We start from the raw sequence: 19,722 nt of genomic DNA, 5'->3' as shown, positions 1-19,722 counted from the left end.
AGGTCAAGGTGATTGTCCACCGTCAGGAGGCTTCCGATGACCACGCAGCTGCACTTCGACCGCACCCGCCTGCAGATCCTCAGCAAGGGCGACTGTCTGCGTCTGCTCGGAACCGTCCCCCTCGGACGCCTCGTCTACACGTACGGCGGCCTCCCAGCGGTCCGGCTGGTCAACTTCGTCCTGGACGACGACACGATCGTGTTCAGCACCGGACCGGGTGACAAGCTCCGGGCTGCTGAACGCGGCGACGTGGTCGCCTTCGAGGCCGACGACGTGGATCTCGAGCGGCACGTCGGCTGGACCGTCACAGCCATCGGCCACTTGTCCGTCGTGACCGCGGACGAAGCCGCGGCGCTGCGCAGTACCCTGCCGCTGCATTCCTGGCTACCGATGGACGACCCGGACCTGGTCCGGGTGGGGATCGAATCTCTCCAGGGACGACGCCTCGTCCCGTGGGGCCAGCGTCCGCGGGCGAGCCTCCAGACCCCCTGACGACGCTTCCCACCCACCGTGGCAGTCCGTATATGGTGGGGCCGTGGCTGATGACTCGCGGGCGGGGCGAGGGAGCTGGGACGAGGGGGCGCTGGAGTTCGCAGGATTGTCCCGGGTGCGTCTTGACGCCCTCCTGCAGGAGTTGCTCGGTCGCGTCGACGAGATCATGGACACCCAGGAGCGGCTGCGTGCCCTGCTCGACGCGGTCGTCGGCATCGGCGCGGACCTCGACCTGAACAGCACCCTGGACCGGATCGTCACCGCGGCCTGTGAACTGGCCGGAGCCCGGTACGGCGCTCTCGGCGTGGTCGGCCCGGACGGCAAGCGGCTCGTCCGCTTCATCACGCACGGCGTGACGGACGAGGAGATCGCCGCGATCGGCCCGTACCCGGAGGGTCACGGCATCCTGGGCCTGCTGATCGAGCACCCCGAACCGATCCGCCTGCACGAGCTCGCCGAACACCCCAGGTCCTACGGCTTCCCGGCGAACCACCCGCCGATGAAGAGCTTCCTCGGCGTCCCGATCCAGACCCGCGAGCACGCCTTCGGCAACCTGTACCTGACCGAGAAGACCGGCGGCGCCGACTTTACCGAGGACGACGAACGCACGGTCACCGCCTTGGCCGCAGCCGCCGGTGTGGTGATCGACAACGCCCGGCTGTACGCCGACACCGAGCAGCGCCGGCGCTGGCACGAAGTCACCGCCGAGATCACCCAGCTCATGCTCGGCGAGTTCGATGCCGACCAGGCACTCCAGCTGATTGTGCAGCGATCCCGCGAGGTCTCCAACGCACACGTCGCTGCCATCCTGCTCGCCGAGGACGCGGACCTGGTCGTGCGCGCCGTCGACGGACCACCGGAGTTCCACCACTTCCTCGGCCGCCGTGTCCCGGCCGACCTGCCGGTGCTCGGCCTCGCGAGCACCAGATCCGAGCAGGTGGTGATCGAGGACCTGGCTCAGTTCCTGAAGGACGCCGGCGGACTGACCGAATTCCCGCAGGGGTCGACTCTCGGCCGTACGACGATCTCGCCGCTACCGGCCGGCAGCACCGGCACCGGCGGAGTCCTCGTGGTGGCCTTGGAGCAGGGCTCGAACACCCGGATCTCCGAGGGTGCGGACCTGGTCCGCCTGTTCGCCGGGCAGGCCACGCTGGCCCTGGAACGTGCTCAGGCACAGCACGATCGCGACATGCTCGCCGTACTGGAGGACCGCGACCGGATCGCCAGGGACCTGCACGACCTGGTGATCCAGCGACTCTTCGCCACCGGCCTGCAACTGCAGGGCATGCACCGGCTCGCCCGCCCCGAGCATCAGGAACGACTGAGCCGGGCGGTCGACGACATCGACACGACCATCCATGACCTTCGTGCCGCGATCTTCCAGCTCCAGCAGGCACCTGGCTCCAGTTCGTTGCGCGGCGACCTCCAGTCGCTGGTCGCGGAGTACACCGAACCACTCGGATTCCGGGCCCAGCTGATCTGCACCGGCCCGATCGACACCGTCGTACCGGATCTCGTCCGCCCGCAGATCCTCGCCACCGTCCGGGAGACGCTGTCCAACGTCGTCCGCCACGCCCAGGCATCCCAGGCCACCGTCGAGGTGTCCGTCGGCTCGGGGGAGGTGACGGCCCGGATCTCCGACGACGGCGTCGGCATCGGGACCGGCGATCGCAGAAGCGGGCTGCACAACCTCGCCGAGCGCGCCGAGGCCCTCGGCGGCAGCCTCCGGCTCACCGGCAACGAGCCGCACGGCACCGTGGTGGAGTTCAGGGCGCCGATCGGCGACTGACCGACTGCCGAACGGCCTCCCGAGTCGGGACTCTTGCCCGCAGCGCCACCCTCCTCCCCGGCGCGAAGCTGAAGTATCACCAGTGGGAGGAGCCACCGATGTCGGACCAGCACTTGCCGGCGCACCACGTCGACAGCATGCTCGCAGCGGCCATCGCCGCGCCCAGCATGCACAACACCCAGCCGTGGCGGTTCGAAGTGAACGGTCACGTCATCGACCTCTTCCTCGACGGATCACGCACCCTGCCCGCCGAGGACCCCACCGGCCGGGCGATGCGGATCGCGGCCGGCGCCGCCGCGTTCAATCTGCGCTGCGCGGCCGCCGCACTCGGGTATGGCACCTGGTACGGCCTCGCGCCGTACCCGGAAGAACCCGACCTGCTGGCCCGCATCGTCATCGAGCCCACCAGCGCCCAGGACGACGACCTTCGCAACCTCGCCGAGCAGATTCCGCACCGGCACACCGACCGCCGCCCCTCCGATCCGACCCCGTTGGCCGAGAACATCCGCATCGCTCTGCTGCGGGCGGCGTACGCCGAGGGCGCCGAGCTGACCTGGCTCGGCGAGCCGGAGATCCACGCCGTGCTCGACCTGGTGCTCGACACCGACCTGCGCGAGATCGGCGACTGGCATCGCCGCGCCGAACGCGCCCACTGGGTGGGCGGTGAGCGCACCACCGAAGGAGTACCGAGTTCGGCGCTCGGACCGCGATCCACCAGCTACCCGGCGGCCGTTCGGGACATGGCCACCCGGCCGACCGACCGGACCCGCGGACAGAGCACCTTCGAGGCCAACCCGGATCTCGCCGTACTGTCCACCGACTTCGACGAGCCCGCGGACCAGGTCACCGCCGGCGCCGCGCTCGAACGTGTCCTGCTGACCGCGACCCGAGAGGGCGTCAGCGCGTCCTTCCTCAACCAGCCGCTCGAGTTCGAGGACCTGCGCCGCAAGGTGCAGCGACTCACCAAGCGGCCGGGACACGCCGACATGATCATCCGCTTCAGTCGCAGCCATCCCGGTACCGGGACCGCTCGCCGGCCCGTCGCGGAATTCGTCACCACCAAGGAGCAGTCATGACCACCACCCTGCACCAGGAGATCGAGCGCTGGGAGGCCGACCTCGAGACCATCGCGGCGAACAGCGCCTCGGACAACTGGTTCCTGGAGGAACGCCGCTTCGCCGAGGCCCAGCAGACGATCACCGCGTACCGCGGACGCATCCTGCCGATCTTCACGAGTCAGCAACCGCACGACGCGATCGTCGCCCACGAGATCGAGCACCTCGTCGACCGCCTCGAAGACCTCCGCAACGACCTCTACCGAACCGTCCACCCACCCACAGCTCACCAGCAGGTCGCCGAGGCCATCGCCGCCCTCCGCGCCCTCTCGCGGGTCGCTCTGCGCTTCGAGGACACGGTCCAGAACGCGTAGTGACCAGCCGTCCCCGTCTCGACCCTGTCGAGACGGGGACGCTGCACGTCCGGCTCAGCTGTCCGCGCGCATGCGGCGGGCGTGCCAGTCGGGTTCGGGGTTCGCCGGGGTGAGGCGCATTCTGATGTCGACCGCGAAGGCGCCGGACGGGCCGGCGATCAGCGGGTTGATGTCGAGTTCTGCGAGCTCGGGGATCTGTTCGGCGAGCCAGGCGATGCGGTGGATGACGTCCAGGACGGCCTCCTGGTCCGCAGCTTGGGCGCCGCGGTAGCCGGCCAGCAGTGGTGCGCAGCGCAGTGAGTGCAGCGTCTCGATGGCGTCGAGGTCCGTGAGCGGTAGGCCGCGCCACTGGCGGTCGGCCAGCAGGTCGGTGAGGATGCCACCGCTACCGGCCATGAGCAGCGGGCCGAACAGCCGGTCCCGCACCACGCCGATCACCAACTCGGTCCCTCCCGGTGCCATCGCCTGCACCACGACCTGCGGATCCCCGGCCGCGGCGACGACCTCGTCGTACGCCGTCGCCACCTGCACCGAGTTCGCCAATCCAACCCGCACACCGCCGATATCGGTCTTGTGCAGGACGGCGGGCGCGGCAGTCTTCAGTGCAACCGGATATCCCGCCGACTCGGCCGCCCGGATCGCCTCGGAACGACTCGACGCGGCGAGAACCGGGATCGCCGGGACCCCGGCGCACTGCAGAAGCTGACCGGCCTGCAACGGCCCCAACCAGCCTCCGTCCGGGCTCTGCTCGAGAAACCACCGCACGACGGCTCGCGCTCCAACGGCATCGACCCGCGCCAGGTCCGGTACGACGCCCTGCGGCCGCGACCGCCACTCGGCGTACTGAACGGCATGGGCCAACGCGCGCACGGCGCTCTCCGGGAACGGGAACACCGGCAAGCGACGGCCGTCCGCAAGCGCGACCTCCGGCGCGGCGTGAGTCGCACCGACACAGTTCACGACGATCGGCACCTCGGCCTGGGTCGCGGTCCTGGCGACGGCGTCGTAGATGTCCTCGACCCGGCCGGCGCGCGTGGCGGCATAGCAGACCAGCACGATGTCGGCCTCGCCGCTGTCGACGATGACCTTCATGGCTTGGGCCAGGCTGTTCGGCGACGCGGCCGCGCCGAGGTCGACGGGGTTGCCGCTCCCCACCGCACCGACAGCGGCCAGCTCGGCCTGAACAGCCGGGCTCAGCTCGGGCAGTTCCAGTCCGAGCCGGCCGGCCGCGTCCGCGGCGAGCACTCCGGCACCACCGGCGTTGCCGACGACGGCGAGCCGACGGCCACGAGGCAACGGCCGGACGCTCAGCACCCGGGCCGTCTCCACCAGTTCCTCGACAGTGTCCATCCGCAGTACGCCGGACTGCGCGAACAGGGCGTCCACAGCGGTCTCCGGAGTCGACGCCGCGGCAGTGTGCGAGGCACCGGCCCGCCGGCCACCCGCCGAACGACCGCCCTTCACGACGAGGATCGGCTTCGTCCGGCCGACCAGGCGGGCCAGCCCGCCGAACTTGCGTGGGTTCCCGAACGACTCCAGGTACAGCCCGATCACCGCGGTCCGCGGGTCACCCCACCAGTGCAGCAGAAGGTCGTTGCCACTGACATCGACTTTGTTGCCGAGCGAGACGAACTCGGAGATGCCCAGCCCGGTCCGGGCCGCCTGATCGAGCACCGCGATGCCGACGGCACCGGACTGCGCCGCGATCGCCAGCGTTCCGCGTGTGGGTGAGACCTCGGCGAAGGTCGCGTTCAGGTTGATCGCCGGGTCGGTGTTCACCAGCCCGAGGCAGTTCGGGCCGATCAGCCGGATACTGTTCCGGCGAGCGACCTCGAGGATCTCCCGCTGTGCCTCGCGCCCGGCAGCCCCGAGCTCGGAGAAGCCCGAGGTCAGCACCACTGCTCCCCCGACGCTCTTGGCGCCACACTCGGTCAGAACCTGCCGTACCTGCTCGGCCGGGACCGCGATGATCGCGAGGTCGACCTCACCGGGCACATCCACGATCGACGGGTACGACGGCAGGTCCGCGACCCGGTCCGCGTGCGGATTGACGGCGTACACGGGTCCGGTGAAGTTGCCCTTGACAAGGTTCCGCAGGACCTCGTGGCCGATCCCGCCGGGGTTCCGGCCGGCGCCGATCACGGCCACCGCTCGGGGCGAGAACAGCCGGTGCAGCGAACGGTCCTCAGCCGCCCGCTCGCGGTCGGCCATCCGTTCCAGCGTCGAGGGCTGGTACGCCGTGTCCAGCGCCAGCTCGACCACACCGCTGTCGAACCTGCGGACCAGTTCGAACCCGGAGCCGGCGAACACGCGCAGCATGCCCGCGTTCTCGGCCAGAGTGTCGGCGCGCAGCCGCTGGATCCCGTTCTCCCGGGCCATCGCGGCGAGCTGCTCGAGGAGAAGCGTGCCGATCCCCCGGCCGTGCACCGAGTCCTCCAGCAGGAAGGCCATCTCGGCTTCGCCCGCGCGCAGCGGTTCGTAACTCGCCACACCCACCAGCTGACCGCCGTACTCGGCCACCACCGCGACATGCCCGTCGTCGTGGACTGTCGCCAAGTGGTGCGTGTGCTCGTCGGCGTTGGATCGGCTGATCCCGAAGAACCGCAGGTAGATCGACCGGTCCGACACTCGCTCGTTCATCGCGTCCAGCGCCGCCTCGTCGTCCTCCCGGAGCGGACGGATCCGCACTACCGAACCGTCCGAGGCGAGCACATCCCAGCCCGCGCCGGCCCGCCCACCCACTTGCTCGACCGCCGTCATGACGTCTCCTTCCGACACCCCACCAGCTCACCGCGGCGAAGCCTGCCCAGGCCAGTGCCGATGGGTCCCACGACGGCGGGACCTTCGACTCTGGGTGAGCACTGCCCGATACCGCGACGCTGGGAGCCATGGATGAGCTCACCGGTAAGCCGCTGTCCGCCGACGAGGTGGCCGACCTCGACGCCTATTGGCGGGCGGCCAACTATCTGTCCGCCGGCCAGATCTACCTACTCGGCAACCCCCTGCTCAAGGAGCCGCTGCGGCCCGAGCACATCAAGCCGCGCCTGCTCGGTCACTGGGGTACGACGCCTGGGCTGAACATGCTCTACGCGCACCTCAACCGGGTCATCCGGCAGCGCGACCTGACCATGATGTACGTCATCGGTCCGGGCCACGGTGGTCCGGCCATCGCGGCGAACACGTGGCTCGAAGGCAGCTACAGCCACACCTACCCGGACGTGTCCCGGGACGCCGACGGGATGGCGAAGCTCTTCCGGCAGTTCTCCTTCCCCGGCGGCATCCCGAGTCACGTCGCGCCCGAGCTGCCCGGCTCGATCCACGAGGGCGGCGAACTGGGCTACTCCCTCAGCCACGCGTACGGCGCCGTACTCGACAATCCGGACCTGGTCGTCGCCTGTGTCATCGGCGACGGCGAAGCCGAGACCGGCCCGCTGGCGACTTCGTGGCACTCGAACAAGTTCCTCGATCCCCGCACCGACGGCGCCGTCCTGCCGATCCTGCACCTCAACGGCTACAAGATCGCGAATCCGGCCGTCCTGGCCCGGATCGGTGACGACGAACTGACCCGGCTGTTCGAGGGATACGGCTACCAGCCGTACCTGGTCGACGGCGACGAGCCCGAGCACGTCCACCAGGCTCTGGCGCTGACCCTCGACCAGGTCCTCGACGACATCGCCGGGATCCAGGCCGAAGCGCGCGCCCACGAGGGCACACCTCGTCGCCGCTGGCCGATGATCGTCCTGCGCACACCGAAGGGCTGGACCGGGCCCCACGAGGTCGACGGCGTACTGGTCGAAGGGACCTGGCGGTCGCACCAGGTGCCGCTGTCCCAGGTCCGCACCTCGCCGGACCACCTGCGGCTCCTGGAGGAGTGGCTCCGCAGCTATGGACCGGAAGAACTGTTCGACGCCGAAGGCCAACCGGTTGCCCGGCTGCTTGCGCAGGTTCCGCCCGATGACCGCCGGATGGGTTCCAGTCCGCACAGCAACGGCGGACTGCTCAGCCAGGACCTCAACCTTCCCGAGCTCAGTGCGTACGCCGTACAGGTCGCCGGTCCAGGCGAAACCGAGCATGAACCCACCCGGGTCCTCGGCGATTACCTGCGGGACGTGATGCGTGACAACCTGGCGCACCGGAACTTCCGCGTCTTCGGTCCGGACGAGACGGCCTCCAACCGGCTGGACGCGGTGTACGACGTCACCGGCAAAGCCTGGAACGCCGAGGTCCTGCCCACCGACGAGCACCTGGCGGTGGACGGTCGGGTGATGGAGATCCTCAGCGAGCACACCTGTCAGGGCTGGCTCGAGGGCTACCTGCTGACCGGCCGGCACGGCTGGTTCTCCTGCTACGAGGCGTTCGTCCACATCGTCGACTCGATGGTCAACCAGCACGCGAAGTGGCTCAAAGTCACCCGGGCCCTGCCGTGGCGCAGGCCTATCCCCTCGCTCAACTACCTGCTGACCTCACACGTCTGGCGGCAGGACCACAACGGCTTCTCCCACCAGGACCCCGGCTTCATCGATCACGTGGTGAACAAGAAGGCCGAGGTCATCCGGGTCTACCTACCGCCGGACACCAACACCCTGCTGTCGACCGCCGAGCACTGCCTGCGCAGCCACGACTACATCAATGTGATCGTCGCCGGCAAGCAGCCCCAGGCGGACTGGCTCGCCCCGGAGGCCGCCGCCCTGCACTGCGCGCGCGGCCTCGGCATCTGGGACTTCGCCAGCAACGACGACGGCACTCCGGATGTGGTGATGGCGTGTGCGGGCGACGTACCGACGCTGGAGACCCTCGCCGCGGCGAGCCTGCTGCGCGAGCACCTGCCGTCGTTGAAGGTCCGGGTCGTCAACGTGGTCGACCTGATGCGTCTGCAGCCGGCGAGCGAGCATCCACACGGCTTGGCCGATGCCGACTTCGACGCACTGTTCACGACGGACAAGCCCGTCATCTTCGCCTACCACGGTTACCCCTGGCTCATCCACCGCCTCACCTACCGGCGGACGAACCACCACAACCTCCACGTCCGTGGCTACAAGGAGGAAGGCACGACCACGACGCCGTTCGACATGGTGGTCCGCAACGACCTGGACCGCTACCACCTGGCCCTCGACGTCATCGACCGGGTCCCGGGCCTCGGTCAGCGGGCCGCCGAGGTCCGCCAATGGCTCATCGACCAGCGAGCGCGACACCACGCCTACATCCTGGCCCACGGCGAGGACATGCCCGAGATCACGAACTGGCGCTGGCCAGGGACGTCGACGTGACGGCGAAGAAAGTCGTCGTCGGCATCGACGGCGAGGCCGACTCCGAGAACGCGATCCGGTGGGGTGCCGCCGAGGCCGCTGCCAGAGGGGTCGGTCTGCAGCTGGTGCACGCCTTCGTGTGGGCGGAGTTCCGGGTTCCGCTCGGACCCAGCGATATGGCGCCCGGGCTGCGCGCCGCCGGCGACAAGATCGTCGCGGAGGCGCTCGAGGTGGCGCACAGCTTCGACCCTGGCGTGCCCATCACGGCAGAGCGGGTCGACGGATTTCCCACGCCCGTTCTGCTGGCCGCGTCCCGGGACGCCGAGGTGATCGTGATCGGCAGCCGGGCGTCCGGCCGGGCCGTCAGCCTGCTCGTCGGCTCCACCGGACTGGAGCTCGCTGCCCACGCGCGCTGCCCGGTGGTCGTCGTACGTCCCAGCGACGACTCCTTGGTGGGCAGCCGGGTGGTGATCGGGTACGACGGGTCCGCGGCCGCCGACGCCGCGGTCGAGTTCGGCCTCGAGTACGCACGGCGACACGAGCTCGCCGCCCGGATCCTGACGGTCCTGGCCGACGACGAGGACGACGACCACGACCTCACGGCCGCGCTCCGGGCTCACGCGGACGCGCGGACCGCCGAGGTGATCGAAGTGCCCGGTCATCCCTCGGAACTCCTGCTCGAGTGGTCCGCCGATGCACAACTCCTGGTCGTCGGGTCCCGTGGTCGCGGCGGTTTCGCCGGGCTGTTGCTCGGCTCGGTGAGCCAGACCATGCTGCACCAGGCGCCGTGCCCGGTCGCCGTCATCCCACGCGCAGCGATCGAGGGCCCTGAGGCCCGCTAGCCGAGGCCGTTCGGCACTGCCGGCGCAGTGCCGAGACTGGTGTGCTTGGGGTGAGCAGAAGGAGGCCTCGATGTCCAGGAAAGTATTGGTTGCCTACGCCAGCAAGATGGGCGGGACCGCCGGCATCGCCGAGGCGATCGGCGCCGAGCTGCGCGAGCAAGGCCACGACGTCGACGTCCTCGACGTCACTCAGGTTCATACCATCGAGCCGTACCAAGCCGTCGTGCTCGGCAGCGCGATCTACATCCGCCGTTGGCGGCGCGAAGCCGTCCGCTTCCTGCGGGCGAACGCCGACGGGCTGCGCACGCGCCAGGTCTGGCTGTTCCACAGCGGCCCGGTCGGCCCCGACAAGGACCAGGACCAGCAGATGCCTCCCGTCGTACGCCGTCTCGCGCGCGACATCGGAGCCACTCCAGCGGTCACCTTCGCCGGCCGGCTCGAACCCGCCACTGCCAAAGGCTTCCTCGCTCGCCGACTCGCCAAAGGCAACCTGGCCGGGGACTCTCGCAACTGGGCCGAGATCCGCGCGTGGGCCACCGACCTCGGCATCGCCATCTCCGCCAGCCGGCACTAGCCACCGCTCAACCGGGCACTGCCTCGGCTGATGAAGTGGCCACCTAGTGCTGCGGGTGGTTCTTCGAGTGTTCGATGGCGAAGACGGCTGCCTCGGTGCGGCGTTCGAGGTTGAGTTTGCGCAGCAGCGAGGAGACGTAGTTCTTGACGGTCTTCTCGGCCAGGTAGAGCGACTGGGCGATCTGGCGGTTGGTCTTGCCTTCGGCGATCTCGGCGAGGATGCGGCGTTCCTGCTCGGTGAGAGCGGCGTACCTCGGGTCCTCGTCGGCGACCGGGTGGCGGAGGCGTTCCAGAACCTTCATCGTCATGGTCGGGTCGAGGAGCGATTCGCCGGCGGCGATCCGTCGTACCGCGTCGATCAGGGCGTCGCCGTGGATCTGCTTCAGCAGGTAGCCCGCCGCGCCGGCCATGATCGCGGTGAAGAGCGCCTGGTCGTCGGAGTACGAGGTGAGCATCAGGCAGGCCGGCGGAGTCTCCATCGACGAACGGATCTCGCGGCAGACGGTGATGCCGTCGCCGTCGGGCAGCCGGACGTCCAGGACGGCGACATCGGGGCGTACGGCGGGGATCCGCGCGATCGCCTCCGCGGCGGTCGAGGCGTCACCGACGACGTCGATGTCCGGCTCCGCGTCGAGCAGCTGGTGAAGTCCCAGCCGGACCACCTCATGGTCGTCGAGCAGGAACACCTTGATCGTCATGACCGTCTCCTTGGCTTTTCACCCACCGTACGACGTGGTCCCAGCAGCATCTCGTCCCCGGCACGGAACGCGCCAGGGGCAACGGTCCCACCCGGAGCGGGACCTTCGGCGCGAACGTGCCGACCGGCCCTGGTCCTTCAGGACATCGTGCTCTGCCCGCCCGGGTGCCCAGCTGATTGTCTGGAACTGCCGAAATCGATGGGAAGGCAGACTCCGATGGACACCAGGTCACAGACCGCAGGCAGGCCGAGCGACCTCGGCATCCGCATCCGGGGACGCCGGCTGGCCCTCGGCCTGAGTACGGCGGAGGTCGCGGAGCGAGCGGGCCTGAGCACAGAGCGCATCGAGAACATCGAGACCCGGCCGTTCGCACTGACCGGCGCAGAGCTCGTCCGGTTGTCGCGTGCCCTCGACATCAGCATCGGCGACCTGACCGGGCCCTATCGGCCCCGAACCCCTCGGCGTTCACCGACCGCGCCCGTACTCGAGCCGATGCGCAAGGAGGAGTGCGTGAAGCTCATCGACGCCGGTGATGTCGGCCGGATCGCGTACAACGGTGCCGACGAGCTCGTGGTCATACCGGTCAACTACTGCTACCTCAACGACCTGATCATCTTCCGGACCGCGGCCGACAGCGCGGTCGCGCAGTTCGACCTGGCCCCGATCACCTTCGAGATCGACTTCACCGACGAAGCCTTGCACGACGGCTGGAGCGTCCTGGTCCACGGCATGGTCCGTCCGGTCACGCGCGAAGAACTCGACGCCGCCCGCGGCCGAGTCGTGCCCTGGGCCGGCGGAACCCGCGAGTCCTACATGGCCATCGACCCCCACCGCATCACCGGCCGCCGCATCCGCTCCTGGTGAGCACCCGGCGCGGGATCAAAGATCCAGTTGGTGCTCGCGGAGGCGGGCGCGGGCTTCGTCGAAGTCGTCGCGGGTGATCTTGCCGGCGGCGAAGCGGCGCTCGAGGATGTCGAGCGGCGACGGAAGGCTGGTGGGCCTCGGACGCGACTGGTGGACCAGCCGCACCGCGACCCACACGGCTGCACCGGCGACGAGCACCCACAGGATCCCCGCGAACAGGATCCAGCCCATGCCGGCACCCATCTGCATCATCGGTCCTCCTCAGTGCCTCAGGCCGCCGTCACGGAGGTGGTGAGCAGCCGGCCGAGTTCGTCGCCCCACTGCCGAGCGCGCTTGATCTCGACCTCGCGGATCGGCCCGGTCGTCTCGTCCACGAAGAAGCTCGTCGACGGCGAGATCAGCCGGAACCCCAGCTTCCGCAGCAGCTTCGCGGCCGACCGTGCGGCCGATCCGGGGAACCTGCGGACCTTGGCGATCCGGGTGTCGAACGTCGCCACCTCGACGTGCTTCGACCGGCGTCCGGTGGCGGCCCTCGTGTCGGTCGCCAGCGCGTCGAGCCACTCGCGGATCCCGACCTCGATCGGCATCACCACGTCGTCCTGCTTCCGCGCCTCCTGCCGCGTGGACGGCCGGCTCATCGAGAACGCATGCGTCGGTCCCCCGACGACCAGCAGCCCCACGTCGGCAGGGACCACGGTCGGCGCCCGGTACGCCGGGACGACCTCGGTCGGGATACTCCGCTGCAGCCCGTCACGGATCGCCCGCGCGATCCGCTCGGTGTTTCCGAACATCGACTCGTACACCACAAGCGCACGTACGGTCTCGGACATGATCAAGCCTCCGTTCAGGGTCAGTACATCGGTACGACGAGCTCGCCGCGCCGGGAGTCGAGCTGCTGCTCCACGGGCTCGCGCTCGGCCGCGGTCACGTGATGCGGCACGATCGCGACCGGGCAGGTCATCGCGGCCACCGAACGGCGCGCCACCGGGTCGACCGGCAGCGGACCAGTGTGTGAACCGACCACGACCAGGCCGACCTCGGCACTTTCGTGCACCAGTGCGGCCGACGGTTGACGGCTGCTCAGGAACCGCGTCACCTTCACGTTCGGGAACCGGCTCGTCCAGGGGGCGAGCATCTCCGAGAGCAGGTGGTCCGCCCGGCTGATCCACGAGTGATCGGGGTCTTCGTCGTTCCAGGCATGCTCCGCGGGCAGACCCGCGTGCACGACGACCAGGTCGGCCTCCCGGCCGGCAGCGACACCGAAGGCGAACTCGAGTGCCTCCGACGACAGCGCCGTACCATCGATGCCAACGGCAACCTTCCGGTCCACCAGCGACGGCTTCCACGACGCCGGTACGACGACCACCGGGCAGCCGGCCCGGCTCGCCAGCGTCAGGTGCACGTGGGTGTTCATCAGCCGCTGCGGTCCGCGACTGCGCGCCCGACCGACCACCAGCATCCGCGCCTTCCGCGCCGCGTGCGCGAGAACCCGCACCCGCGATCCTTCACCGGCGACCGCGGCGAGTTCCATCGCATAACCATCCCGATGCCGCACATGGGCGACAGCCGCCCGCAACGCATCGTCCGCGAGCTCGGCCGGCGCCTTCGGCGCATACCCGGGCATCATCGGGGAGAACGAACCATGCGCCGAATACGGTGCCACCAGCACCAGCTCGGCCCCGCTCCGAAGTGCCTCCGCGGCCGCGTAGTCCACGATCCGCAGGTTCTCCGCGGTGCCGTCGACCTCGACCACAACCGGCCCGGTCCGTGTCCAAGTACTCATCTCTTCACCTCTCTTGTCACTTCGAGCCTGCCGCGACCCCGGCGGCTCCGGCAGGGCCGTGCGGGCCCTCCGCTCCCGCCGGATGGACGGACATGTGGAGGACCTTCGGCCATCAGCTACTCGTGGGCGCCGGTACGACGGCCAGCGGGCACGTCGCGTGGTGGAGCACACCGCGGGTCACGGATCCGAGCAGCAAGGACGTCAACCTGGTGTGGTGGCGGGTGCCGATGACCAGGAGTTGGGCGTCCCATTCGGTGGCCGCCGTGACGACGCCGTCGACCGGGTGGCCGCGGCGTACATCCGCATGGATCGTCAGTCCGGGGTACTTCTGCCGCCACTCGGCTGTCACGTTCTCGAAGTGGCGCTCCGCGTTCTCGGTCCACTCGGCCCTGACGCCGGCGACGTTCATCGCGTCCCAGCTGTACATGGCCGGCAGATCCCAGACATGGACCAGCCGCACGGCCAACCCACGCTCGGTCGCAGCCGCGATGGCGAACTCGATGATCGCCTGGTTGTTGTCGGAGTCGTCGACCGCGACCAGCACCGGACCGGAGTGGTCGCCGGGCTTCCAGTGCTCGGGCACGATCACAACCGGGGCCTGCGCGTTCGCCGCAACCACCTCCGAGGTGGAGCCGATCAGCAGTCGCTTGAACGTCCCCATCCCCCGCCGGCCGACCACCAGCATCCGGCTGCCGGCCGCGACTTCGGTCAGCGTCCGGGCCGGTGGCCCGACCACGAGATCAGCCTCGTGGTCGAGCGAGCCGGGGCTCTCGTCCAGGTACTTCTGAACCTCGCCGACGAGCTCCAACGAGGAGTCGTCCACGACGTCCGCCTTCCAGCCCGGTGCATACCGGGGCCTGTCCTCGATCACATGCACCGCCTGGAGGGGCTCACGCCGGAGCAGCGACTCGAGGAGAGCCCACTCCAGCGCACCGGTGTCACGCCAGGAGCCGTCGACCCCGACATGGATCACCGGTTTGACAGTCATTGTGCTCACCGCAGCCACGGGTACCGGCGGACGATGTCGAGCTTGCCCCACCAACGGCCGAGCCCCCACACGTTGCCGGCGGCAACGAGCGCGAGGACGACGAGGGTGATGGCGCCGAGGATGTGATCGTCGAGAACCGGGTTGGTCTGCGGCGGTAGGTTCGCGGACCACATCAGCAGGTACAGCAGCGAGCCGCAGACGGCGGCGATCCGCATCCCGATGCCCAGAGTCAGCGCGAGACCGATGCCGGCCAGGCCGATCATGAACAGCGGAGTGACCCACCAGTCACCGACCAGCGAGTGGTAGAAGTCGCTCATCGGGCCACTGGTGCCCTTGCCCAGGAAGCCGGCTGTCGGGTCGCCACCGTCGATCCAGCCCTTGCCGGACGGGGTGGCGTAGCCGAGGCCGAACAGCTTGTCGAAGAACGCCCAGAGGAACTTGAGGCCAAACGCGATCCGCAGGACGGCGAGCGCACGCCCGGCCGCCGTGGTGATGATCGGGTACTGATCGCCGTCGGGTTCCATCACGGGAGTCGGTAGATCGCGGCGGTGCGGCGTGGTGGTCATGGTGTCTTCCTTTCACTCGATGCGGACACTTCGATCGTGAATCTCGCCCGCGTTGCCGGTCAGGGCCGTTCTCACCTCACCGCCACCAGCCGAAGGGCCCGTCAGCTCGGGACGTATGCCGCTGTCCCGCCGCTCGACTCCCGGCGCACTCTGAGAGCGGAAGAACACAGGAGGCCATCACCATGTCGTCACGACCTGCTCCGATCCTCGTCGGGTACGACGGCTCGCCCGGCAGCCAGAGCGCCCTGCGCTGGGCCGTCACCGAAGCCGTTCGGCTGGTCGCGCCGCTGCGGATCCTGGAGGCGTTCGAGCTCATCGTCACCGTGCGCCCCTCACCGGGGCAGGTCGTTCCGCTCGACGCCTTGCGAACGGCGCGCCAGACGGGGCTTGACTCGGTTGCCGAAAGCGTCCGTCTGCAGCACCCCGAGCTACAGGTCGAAGCCAGCCTCGTCGGCGGAGCCGCCGTACCAGCCCTGCTCGACGGGGCTGAACACGCCCGCCTCGTTGTCCTGGGTTCGCGCGGCCACGGCGGCTGGAGCGGACTCCTGGTCGGGTCGGTCGCGGTCCAGGTGACCACGCACGCTCCGTGCCCGGTCATCGTGATCCCGCATGACCTGCGGGCACACGCCCACGAAGGGCCGACCGTGGTCGTCGGAGTCGACGGATCCAAGGCGTCGGCCAAGGCGATCGACTTCGCCTTCGACCAGGCCGAGGCCTTGGGCGCCCAGGTCGTCGCGCTGCACACCTGGACCACGCCGTTCCTGAACTACGCCGAGGGCGCTTCGATGCTTGCGTTCGACGCACAGAAGATCGAGGACGAGGCCCGGCTGCTCGTCGCCGAGTCCGTGGCCGGCGCGGTGGCGGATCATCCCGATGTGCACTGGCAGACCGAACTCGTGAGCGGATCGGCGGCCCAGGCTCTCGTCCGTCGAGCGAATTCGGCCGACCTGGTCGTCGTCGGCTCCCGCGGCCGGGGCGGCTTCACCGGCCTGCTCATCGGCTCGGTCGGCCAGAGCGTCCTGCACCACGCCCAGTCCCCCGTCGCCATCGTCCGCTGACGCCATGTCCAGCTTCGCTCCGCAACCACGGATGCTCCCCGAGCAGGCGACAGCCGTTCGGCGCGCGGTCCTCGTGCCGGCGCAACTGACCGACTTTGTGCCCCGGGCATGCACGGAGGTCGCGACGTACCTGTTTCGCCACGGCATCCCGTCGTCCGGCTATCCGTTCGCCCGCAGCCGGCCGGTGCACGACGATCTCATCGAAGTAGAGGCCGGCATCCCGGTGGCGGCTCCGATCACGGACTCAGGCCTGGTCCATCCGTCCACTTTGCCGGCCGGACCGGTCGTCGTCGGCAGGCACAAGGGGGCGCACGAGAAGATCGGCCCGGCGCGCCAAGCCATCGACGACTGGCTGCAAACCGAAGGCGCCGACCGGGACGGAGACAGCTGGGAGATCTACCACGACCTGCCCACCTGTGACGATCTGGGCGGTCGCATCGAGGTCGTGCAGCCGATCACCTTCCCGGCTGCTGACGTCTGACACCGAACGGCAACAGCCGCGGTCCGCGACTCCAGGGTCGCGGACCGCGGCTGTTGTGCTGCTACTCGGCTCCGGCTTCGGCGAAGAGGGCGACCTTCAGGGCACCGGTCTCCGCGGGCCGCGAGAAGACGTCGTACGCGTCCTGCATCTCGTCGAGGCCGAAGCGGTGAGTGATCAGACCGGGCAGCTCCAGCCGGCCGGCGGCGAGCATCGCCAGCAGCCGCGGGGTCGACGAAGTGTCGACCAGTCCGGTGGTGATGGTGACGTTCTTGATCCAGAGATCCTCCAGGTGCAGCGTGGCCGGCGCGCCGTGCACACCGACGTTCGCGACCGTCCCGCCAGGCCGGACGACACGGGTGCACAGCTCGAAGGTGGCCGGGATTCCGACCGCTTCGATCGCAACGTCGGCGCCGAGCCCACCGGTCAGCTCACGAACCGTCTTCTCGACGTCGTCGTCCGGGTCGAGCGCGAGATCCGCACCCCGCTCGAGTGCGGCCTTGCGCCGCGAGTCGGCCGCGTCGACCACGATGATCCGCGTCGGGCTGAACAGCTTGCTGGTGGCGATCGCCGCGAGCCCGATCGGCCCGGCCCCCACGATCACGACCGTGTCGCCCGGCCAGACCTTGCCGTTGCGTACGCCGACCTCGTACGACGTCGGCAGGATGTCGGCCAGCAGCACTGCCTCCTCGTCGCTGACGTTGTCCGGCAGCTTGTACACGGACCGATCCGCGAACGGAACCCGGACCTGCTCGGCCTGGGTGCCGTCGATCAGGTGACCGAGGATCCAGCCGCCACCGCCGAGGCACTGACCGTAGTGACCCTGCCGGCAGTACTCGCATCGGCCACACGACGTGATGCAGGAGATCAGCACCCGATCGCCGACCGCCACCCCACGAACCCCGTCGCCAACGGACAGGATCGTGCCGACCGCCTCATGACCGAGGATCCGGCCCCGCTCGACCGTCGGCACATCGCCGTTCAGGATGTGCAGATCGGTGCCGCAGATCGTGACCGCGTCGACGCGGACGATCGCGTCCTCAGGATCCTGGATCACCGGATCCGGCACCTCGCGCCAGCTCCGCTGCCCCGGACCGTTGTAGACCAATGCCTTCATAACAGACCTCCCTAGACGACCTTTTCCACCTTCGACGATGGCCCTTCGCACCGGCCCTGCCTGCGGCCGAACTACACCTCCAGACGGGACCTTCGGCCCTGCCTCCAGCGCCTGCGCACGGCTTGACTGGAACTGCTGGAGTACGAACCGAGAGGTGTCCCCCATGTCAGCGCAACTGCCCGTACTCGTCGGGATCGACGGATCGCGCGACGGCCTGATCGCGCTCGGTTGGGCCGCGTCGTACGCCACCCTGCGGCACGCACCGTTGCACGCCGTCTACGTCCTGGACGATCAGCCCCAGCGCCCAACGAGCCCACCGCCGACCGGACCGGACGACGGCAGCGAGGTGCTCGAGGACGCCCTCCAGGAGCTCCAGCGGATCGGATTCACGGCCGCGTCGCTGGAGGTGCGCCACGGCCACCCGGCCAAGATCCTCCTCGAGCTGTCCGAGCGCGCCCAGGCGCTCATCGTCGGCCGCCGCGGCATGGGCGGCTTCGCGGAGCTCGTGCTCGGATCGACTTCCCAGACGTGTACGGCGCTCAGCACCAATGTGCCGCTGGTCGTCGTACCCGACACCTGGGATCCGGCGGCTCCCGCACACCGGCGGATCGTGGTCGGCGTCGACGGATCGCTGGAAGGCCACGACGCGCTGCACTTCGCCTTCGAGCTGGCGGACGCGACGAACGCCGAACTCGTCGGTGTCCACGCTGTCGAGATCCGCGAGAGCTACCCCGATCCCAGCGTCTGGACCGATCCGAGCCGGCCGCCCTGGGCCGATGCATCCGACGAACTCCTGGCACGGACGCTGGACGACTGGCAAGGCAAGTACCCCGAGGTCGATGTCGACCACCGTGCCGTCGCCGATCATCCCGTGCGGGCGCTCGCGCACGAGTCCGAGCTCGCCGACCTGGTGGTGGTCGGAGGGCTCGGCCACACCGCGTTCTCCGAGCTGCGGCTGGGATCAGTGGCGCGCGGCCTGCTCCACCACTCGCACTGCCCGGTCGCCGTCATCCATCACAGCTGAGGATTCGTTGCCATGACAGTCAATGGGGACATCGTCATCAAGGCACGGCGACTGACCAAGCGGTTCGGCCGCCGGACCGCGCTCGACGGGCTCGACCTGGACGTCCCGGCGGGCGTCATCCTCGGCTATCTGGGGCCGAACGGCGCCGGCAAGACCACCACGATCCGGCTGCTCGCCGGGCTGATCCGCCCGACGTCCGGCTCGGCGGTCGTCTTCGGGTTCGACGCCAACGACCAGTACGACGTTATCCAGCGGCGGATCGGCTATCTGCCCGGGGACTTCGTTGCCTACCCGGATCTCACCGGCGCGCGGTACCTCGACTACTTCGCCCACCTGTACGGCGGTGTCGACCGCGAGCGGATCGAACTCCTGGCCAAGCGGTTCGACCTCGACCTCGGTGTCCGGATCGGCGCGTTGTCCCGCGGCAACCGGCAGAAGGTCGGCATCGTCCGGGCCTTCATGCACGACCCGGACCTGCTGATCCTGGACGAGCCCACGAGCGGACTGGACCCGCTCATGCAGCGCGAGTTCCGCGACCTACTGCGCGAGACCCGCGATGCCGGCCGGACCGTCTTCCTCTCCTCGCACGTCCTGTCCGAGGTCGACGCCGTCGCCGACACCGTCGCGATCCTGCGAGCCGGCCGGCTGGTGACCACGCAGTCCGTGCAAGCACTGCGCGACAGCGCCCGCAGCCTCGACCTCACCTTCGCAGGCACCCCACCGTCCGACCTGGAGGCCGCGTTCCTCGACTACTGCACCGGCGGGGAGTGAGCGC

Annotated in this window: 20 protein-coding genes; 12 read left to right on the top strand and 8 right to left on the bottom strand. The window is 69.4% G+C overall.

Going from position 1 to position 19,722, the window contains the following annotated elements; all coding sequences use genetic code 11:
- The first annotated feature begins 36 nt into the window (after positions 1 to 36).
- The 4 genes from OG876_RS29130 (at position 37) to OG876_RS29115 (ending at position 3,710) form a co-directional block, all read left to right on the top strand.
- Entirely contained in the window at positions 37 to 492 is a 456-nt protein-coding gene (locus tag OG876_RS29130) for a pyridoxamine 5'-phosphate oxidase family protein (protein ID WP_328519840.1), read from the top strand.
- 43 nt (positions 493 to 535) lie between these two features.
- Positions 536 to 2,281 carry a GAF domain-containing sensor histidine kinase gene (locus OG876_RS29125; protein WP_328519839.1) on the top strand — a complete coding sequence of 582 codons (1,746 nt, stop codon included), beginning with the start codon at positions 536 to 538 and terminating at the stop codon, positions 2,279 to 2,281.
- 98 nt (positions 2,282 to 2,379) lie between these two features.
- Complete coding sequence (locus tag OG876_RS29120) at positions 2,380 to 3,357, top strand: Acg family FMN-binding oxidoreductase (RefSeq protein WP_328519838.1); 978 nt, start codon at positions 2,380 to 2,382, stop codon at positions 3,355 to 3,357.
- On the top strand, positions 3,354 to 3,710 hold the full coding sequence (locus tag OG876_RS29115; RefSeq protein WP_328519837.1) for a hypothetical protein: 357 nt from the start codon (positions 3,354 to 3,356) through the stop codon (positions 3,708 to 3,710). The genes OG876_RS29120 and OG876_RS29115 overlap by 4 nt, the downstream gene beginning before the upstream one ends.
- 54 nt (positions 3,711 to 3,764) lie before the next feature.
- On the opposite strand, the gene OG876_RS29110 is transcribed toward OG876_RS29115, so the two are convergent.
- The gene (locus OG876_RS29110; RefSeq protein ID WP_328519836.1) at positions 3,765 to 6,470 is read right to left on the bottom strand and encodes a bifunctional acetate--CoA ligase family protein/GNAT family N-acetyltransferase; all 2,706 of its coding nucleotides are present in this window, start codon (positions 6,468 to 6,470) and stop codon (positions 3,765 to 3,767) included.
- A 128-nt stretch (positions 6,471 to 6,598) separates the two neighbouring features.
- On the opposite strand from OG876_RS29110, the gene OG876_RS29105 reads away from it, so the two are divergent.
- The 3 genes from OG876_RS29105 (at position 6,599) to OG876_RS29095 (ending at position 10,372) form a co-directional block, all read left to right on the top strand.
- Positions 6,599 to 8,977 (top strand): phosphoketolase family protein, encoded by a 2,379-nt coding sequence (locus OG876_RS29105; RefSeq protein ID WP_328519835.1) that lies wholly within the window; start codon positions 6,599 to 6,601, stop codon positions 8,975 to 8,977.
- The gene (locus OG876_RS29100) at positions 8,974 to 9,798 is read left to right on the top strand and encodes a universal stress protein (protein WP_328519834.1); all 825 of its coding nucleotides are present in this window, start codon (positions 8,974 to 8,976) and stop codon (positions 9,796 to 9,798) included. The genes OG876_RS29105 and OG876_RS29100 overlap by 4 nt, the downstream gene beginning before the upstream one ends.
- Positions 9,799 to 9,868: 70 nt before the next feature.
- A complete protein-coding gene (locus OG876_RS29095; RefSeq protein WP_328519833.1) occupies positions 9,869 to 10,372 on the top strand; it encodes a flavodoxin domain-containing protein in 504 nt (167 codons plus the stop codon).
- A 43-nt stretch (positions 10,373 to 10,415) separates the two neighbouring features.
- Here the strand turns inward: OG876_RS29095 and OG876_RS29090 are convergent, their stop codons facing one another.
- Positions 10,416 to 11,069, bottom strand: coding sequence for a response regulator transcription factor (locus tag OG876_RS29090; protein WP_328519832.1), 654 nt, complete (start codon positions 11,067 to 11,069; stop codon positions 10,416 to 10,418).
- 216 nt (positions 11,070 to 11,285) lie between these two features.
- Here OG876_RS29090 and OG876_RS29085 point away from each other — a divergent pair, with 216 nt between their 5' ends.
- A complete protein-coding gene (locus OG876_RS29085; RefSeq protein ID WP_328519831.1) occupies positions 11,286 to 11,933 on the top strand; it encodes a helix-turn-helix domain-containing protein in 648 nt (215 codons plus the stop codon).
- A gap of 15 nt (positions 11,934 to 11,948) precedes the next feature.
- Here OG876_RS29085 and OG876_RS29080 read toward each other — a convergent pair whose 3' ends face one another.
- The 5 genes from OG876_RS29080 to OG876_RS29060 all read right to left on the bottom strand — a co-directional run bounded on the left by OG876_RS29080 (position 11,949) and on the right by OG876_RS29060 (position 15,270).
- The gene (locus OG876_RS29080) at positions 11,949 to 12,185 is read right to left on the bottom strand and encodes an SHOCT domain-containing protein (protein ID WP_328519830.1); all 237 of its coding nucleotides are present in this window, start codon (positions 12,183 to 12,185) and stop codon (positions 11,949 to 11,951) included.
- A 17-nt stretch (positions 12,186 to 12,202) separates the two neighbouring features.
- Entirely contained in the window at positions 12,203 to 12,763 is a 561-nt protein-coding gene (locus OG876_RS29075; protein WP_328519829.1) for a flavodoxin family protein, read from the bottom strand.
- A 20-nt stretch (positions 12,764 to 12,783) separates the two neighbouring features.
- Complete coding sequence (locus OG876_RS29070; protein ID WP_328519828.1) at positions 12,784 to 13,716, bottom strand: universal stress protein; 933 nt, start codon at positions 13,714 to 13,716, stop codon at positions 12,784 to 12,786.
- Positions 13,717 to 13,828: 112 nt separating this feature from the next.
- Complete coding sequence (locus OG876_RS29065; RefSeq protein ID WP_328519827.1) at positions 13,829 to 14,704, bottom strand: universal stress protein; 876 nt, start codon at positions 14,702 to 14,704, stop codon at positions 13,829 to 13,831.
- Positions 14,705 to 14,709: 5 nt separating this feature from the next.
- The gene (locus OG876_RS29060) at positions 14,710 to 15,270 is read right to left on the bottom strand and encodes a hypothetical protein (protein WP_328519826.1); all 561 of its coding nucleotides are present in this window, start codon (positions 15,268 to 15,270) and stop codon (positions 14,710 to 14,712) included.
- A 182-nt stretch (positions 15,271 to 15,452) separates the two neighbouring features.
- Here OG876_RS29060 and OG876_RS29055 point away from each other — a divergent pair, with 182 nt between their 5' ends.
- A complete protein-coding gene (locus tag OG876_RS29055; RefSeq protein ID WP_328519825.1) occupies positions 15,453 to 16,328 on the top strand; it encodes a universal stress protein in 876 nt (291 codons plus the stop codon).
- 4 nt (positions 16,329 to 16,332) lie between these two features.
- Positions 16,333 to 16,809 carry a GyrI-like domain-containing protein gene (locus OG876_RS29050; RefSeq protein ID WP_328519824.1) on the top strand — a complete coding sequence of 159 codons (477 nt, stop codon included), beginning with the start codon at positions 16,333 to 16,335 and terminating at the stop codon, positions 16,807 to 16,809.
- 61 nt (positions 16,810 to 16,870) lie between these two features.
- On the opposite strand, the gene OG876_RS29045 is transcribed toward OG876_RS29050, so the two are convergent.
- Positions 16,871 to 17,923: a zinc-dependent alcohol dehydrogenase family protein gene (locus OG876_RS29045; protein ID WP_328519823.1), complete on the bottom strand. Its 1,053-nt coding sequence runs from the start codon at positions 17,921 to 17,923 to the stop codon at positions 16,871 to 16,873.
- 163 nt (positions 17,924 to 18,086) lie between these two features.
- Here OG876_RS29045 and OG876_RS29040 point away from each other — a divergent pair, with 163 nt between their 5' ends.
- Both OG876_RS29040 and OG876_RS29035 read left to right on the top strand, forming a co-directional pair.
- Positions 18,087 to 18,947 (top strand): universal stress protein, encoded by an 861-nt coding sequence (locus tag OG876_RS29040; protein ID WP_328519822.1) that lies wholly within the window; start codon positions 18,087 to 18,089, stop codon positions 18,945 to 18,947.
- A gap of 12 nt (positions 18,948 to 18,959) precedes the next feature.
- Complete coding sequence (locus tag OG876_RS29035) at positions 18,960 to 19,718, top strand: ABC transporter ATP-binding protein (protein WP_328519821.1); 759 nt, start codon at positions 18,960 to 18,962, stop codon at positions 19,716 to 19,718.
- The last annotated feature ends 4 nt before the right edge of the window (positions 19,719 to 19,722 follow it).

This window comes from Kribbella sp. NBC_00359 (assembly GCF_036097425.1).
GTDB lineage: Bacteria > Actinomycetota > Actinomycetes > Propionibacteriales > Kribbellaceae > Kribbella.
The sequence above is the reverse complement of the archived record's forward strand: the minus strand, read 5'-3'. Positions and strand labels throughout refer to the sequence as shown.

Bases quoted from the DNA above. Each gene is read 5' to 3' on its own strand.
- OG876_RS29130 (WP_328519840.1), top strand. From the start codon at position 37: ATGACCACGCAGCTGCACTTCGACCGCACCCGCCTGCAGATCCTCAGC.
- OG876_RS29120 (WP_328519838.1), top strand. From the start codon at position 2,380: ATGTCGGACCAGCACTTGCCGGCGCACCACGTCGACAGCATGCTCGCA.
- OG876_RS29115 (WP_328519837.1), top strand. From the start codon at position 3,354: ATGACCACCACCCTGCACCAGGAGATCGAGCGCTGGGAGGCCGACCTC.
- OG876_RS29110 (WP_328519836.1), bottom strand. From the start codon at position 6,470: ATGACGGCGGTCGAGCAAGTGGGTGGGCGGGCCGGCGCGGGCTGGGAT.
- OG876_RS29105 (WP_328519835.1), top strand. From the start codon at position 6,599: ATGGATGAGCTCACCGGTAAGCCGCTGTCCGCCGACGAGGTGGCCGAC.
- OG876_RS29095 (WP_328519833.1), top strand. From the start codon at position 9,869: ATGTCCAGGAAAGTATTGGTTGCCTACGCCAGCAAGATGGGCGGGACC.
- OG876_RS29090 (WP_328519832.1), bottom strand. From the start codon at position 11,069: ATGACGATCAAGGTGTTCCTGCTCGACGACCATGAGGTGGTCCGGCTG.
- OG876_RS29085 (WP_328519831.1), top strand. From the start codon at position 11,286: ATGGACACCAGGTCACAGACCGCAGGCAGGCCGAGCGACCTCGGCATC.
- OG876_RS29080 (WP_328519830.1), bottom strand. From the start codon at position 12,185: ATGATGCAGATGGGTGCCGGCATGGGCTGGATCCTGTTCGCGGGGATC.
- OG876_RS29075 (WP_328519829.1), bottom strand. From the start codon at position 12,763: ATGTCCGAGACCGTACGTGCGCTTGTGGTGTACGAGTCGATGTTCGGA.
- OG876_RS29070 (WP_328519828.1), bottom strand. From the start codon at position 13,716: ATGAGTACTTGGACACGGACCGGGCCGGTTGTGGTCGAGGTCGACGGC.
- OG876_RS29065 (WP_328519827.1), bottom strand. From the start codon at position 14,704: ATGACTGTCAAACCGGTGATCCATGTCGGGGTCGACGGCTCCTGGCGT.
- OG876_RS29060 (WP_328519826.1), bottom strand. From the start codon at position 15,270: ATGACCACCACGCCGCACCGCCGCGATCTACCGACTCCCGTGATGGAA.
- OG876_RS29055 (WP_328519825.1), top strand. From the start codon at position 15,453: ATGTCGTCACGACCTGCTCCGATCCTCGTCGGGTACGACGGCTCGCCC.
- OG876_RS29050 (WP_328519824.1), top strand. From the start codon at position 16,333: ATGTCCAGCTTCGCTCCGCAACCACGGATGCTCCCCGAGCAGGCGACA.
- OG876_RS29045 (WP_328519823.1), bottom strand. From the start codon at position 17,923: ATGAAGGCATTGGTCTACAACGGTCCGGGGCAGCGGAGCTGGCGCGAG.
- OG876_RS29040 (WP_328519822.1), top strand. From the start codon at position 18,087: ATGTCAGCGCAACTGCCCGTACTCGTCGGGATCGACGGATCGCGCGAC.
- OG876_RS29035 (WP_328519821.1), top strand. From the start codon at position 18,960: ATGACAGTCAATGGGGACATCGTCATCAAGGCACGGCGACTGACCAAG.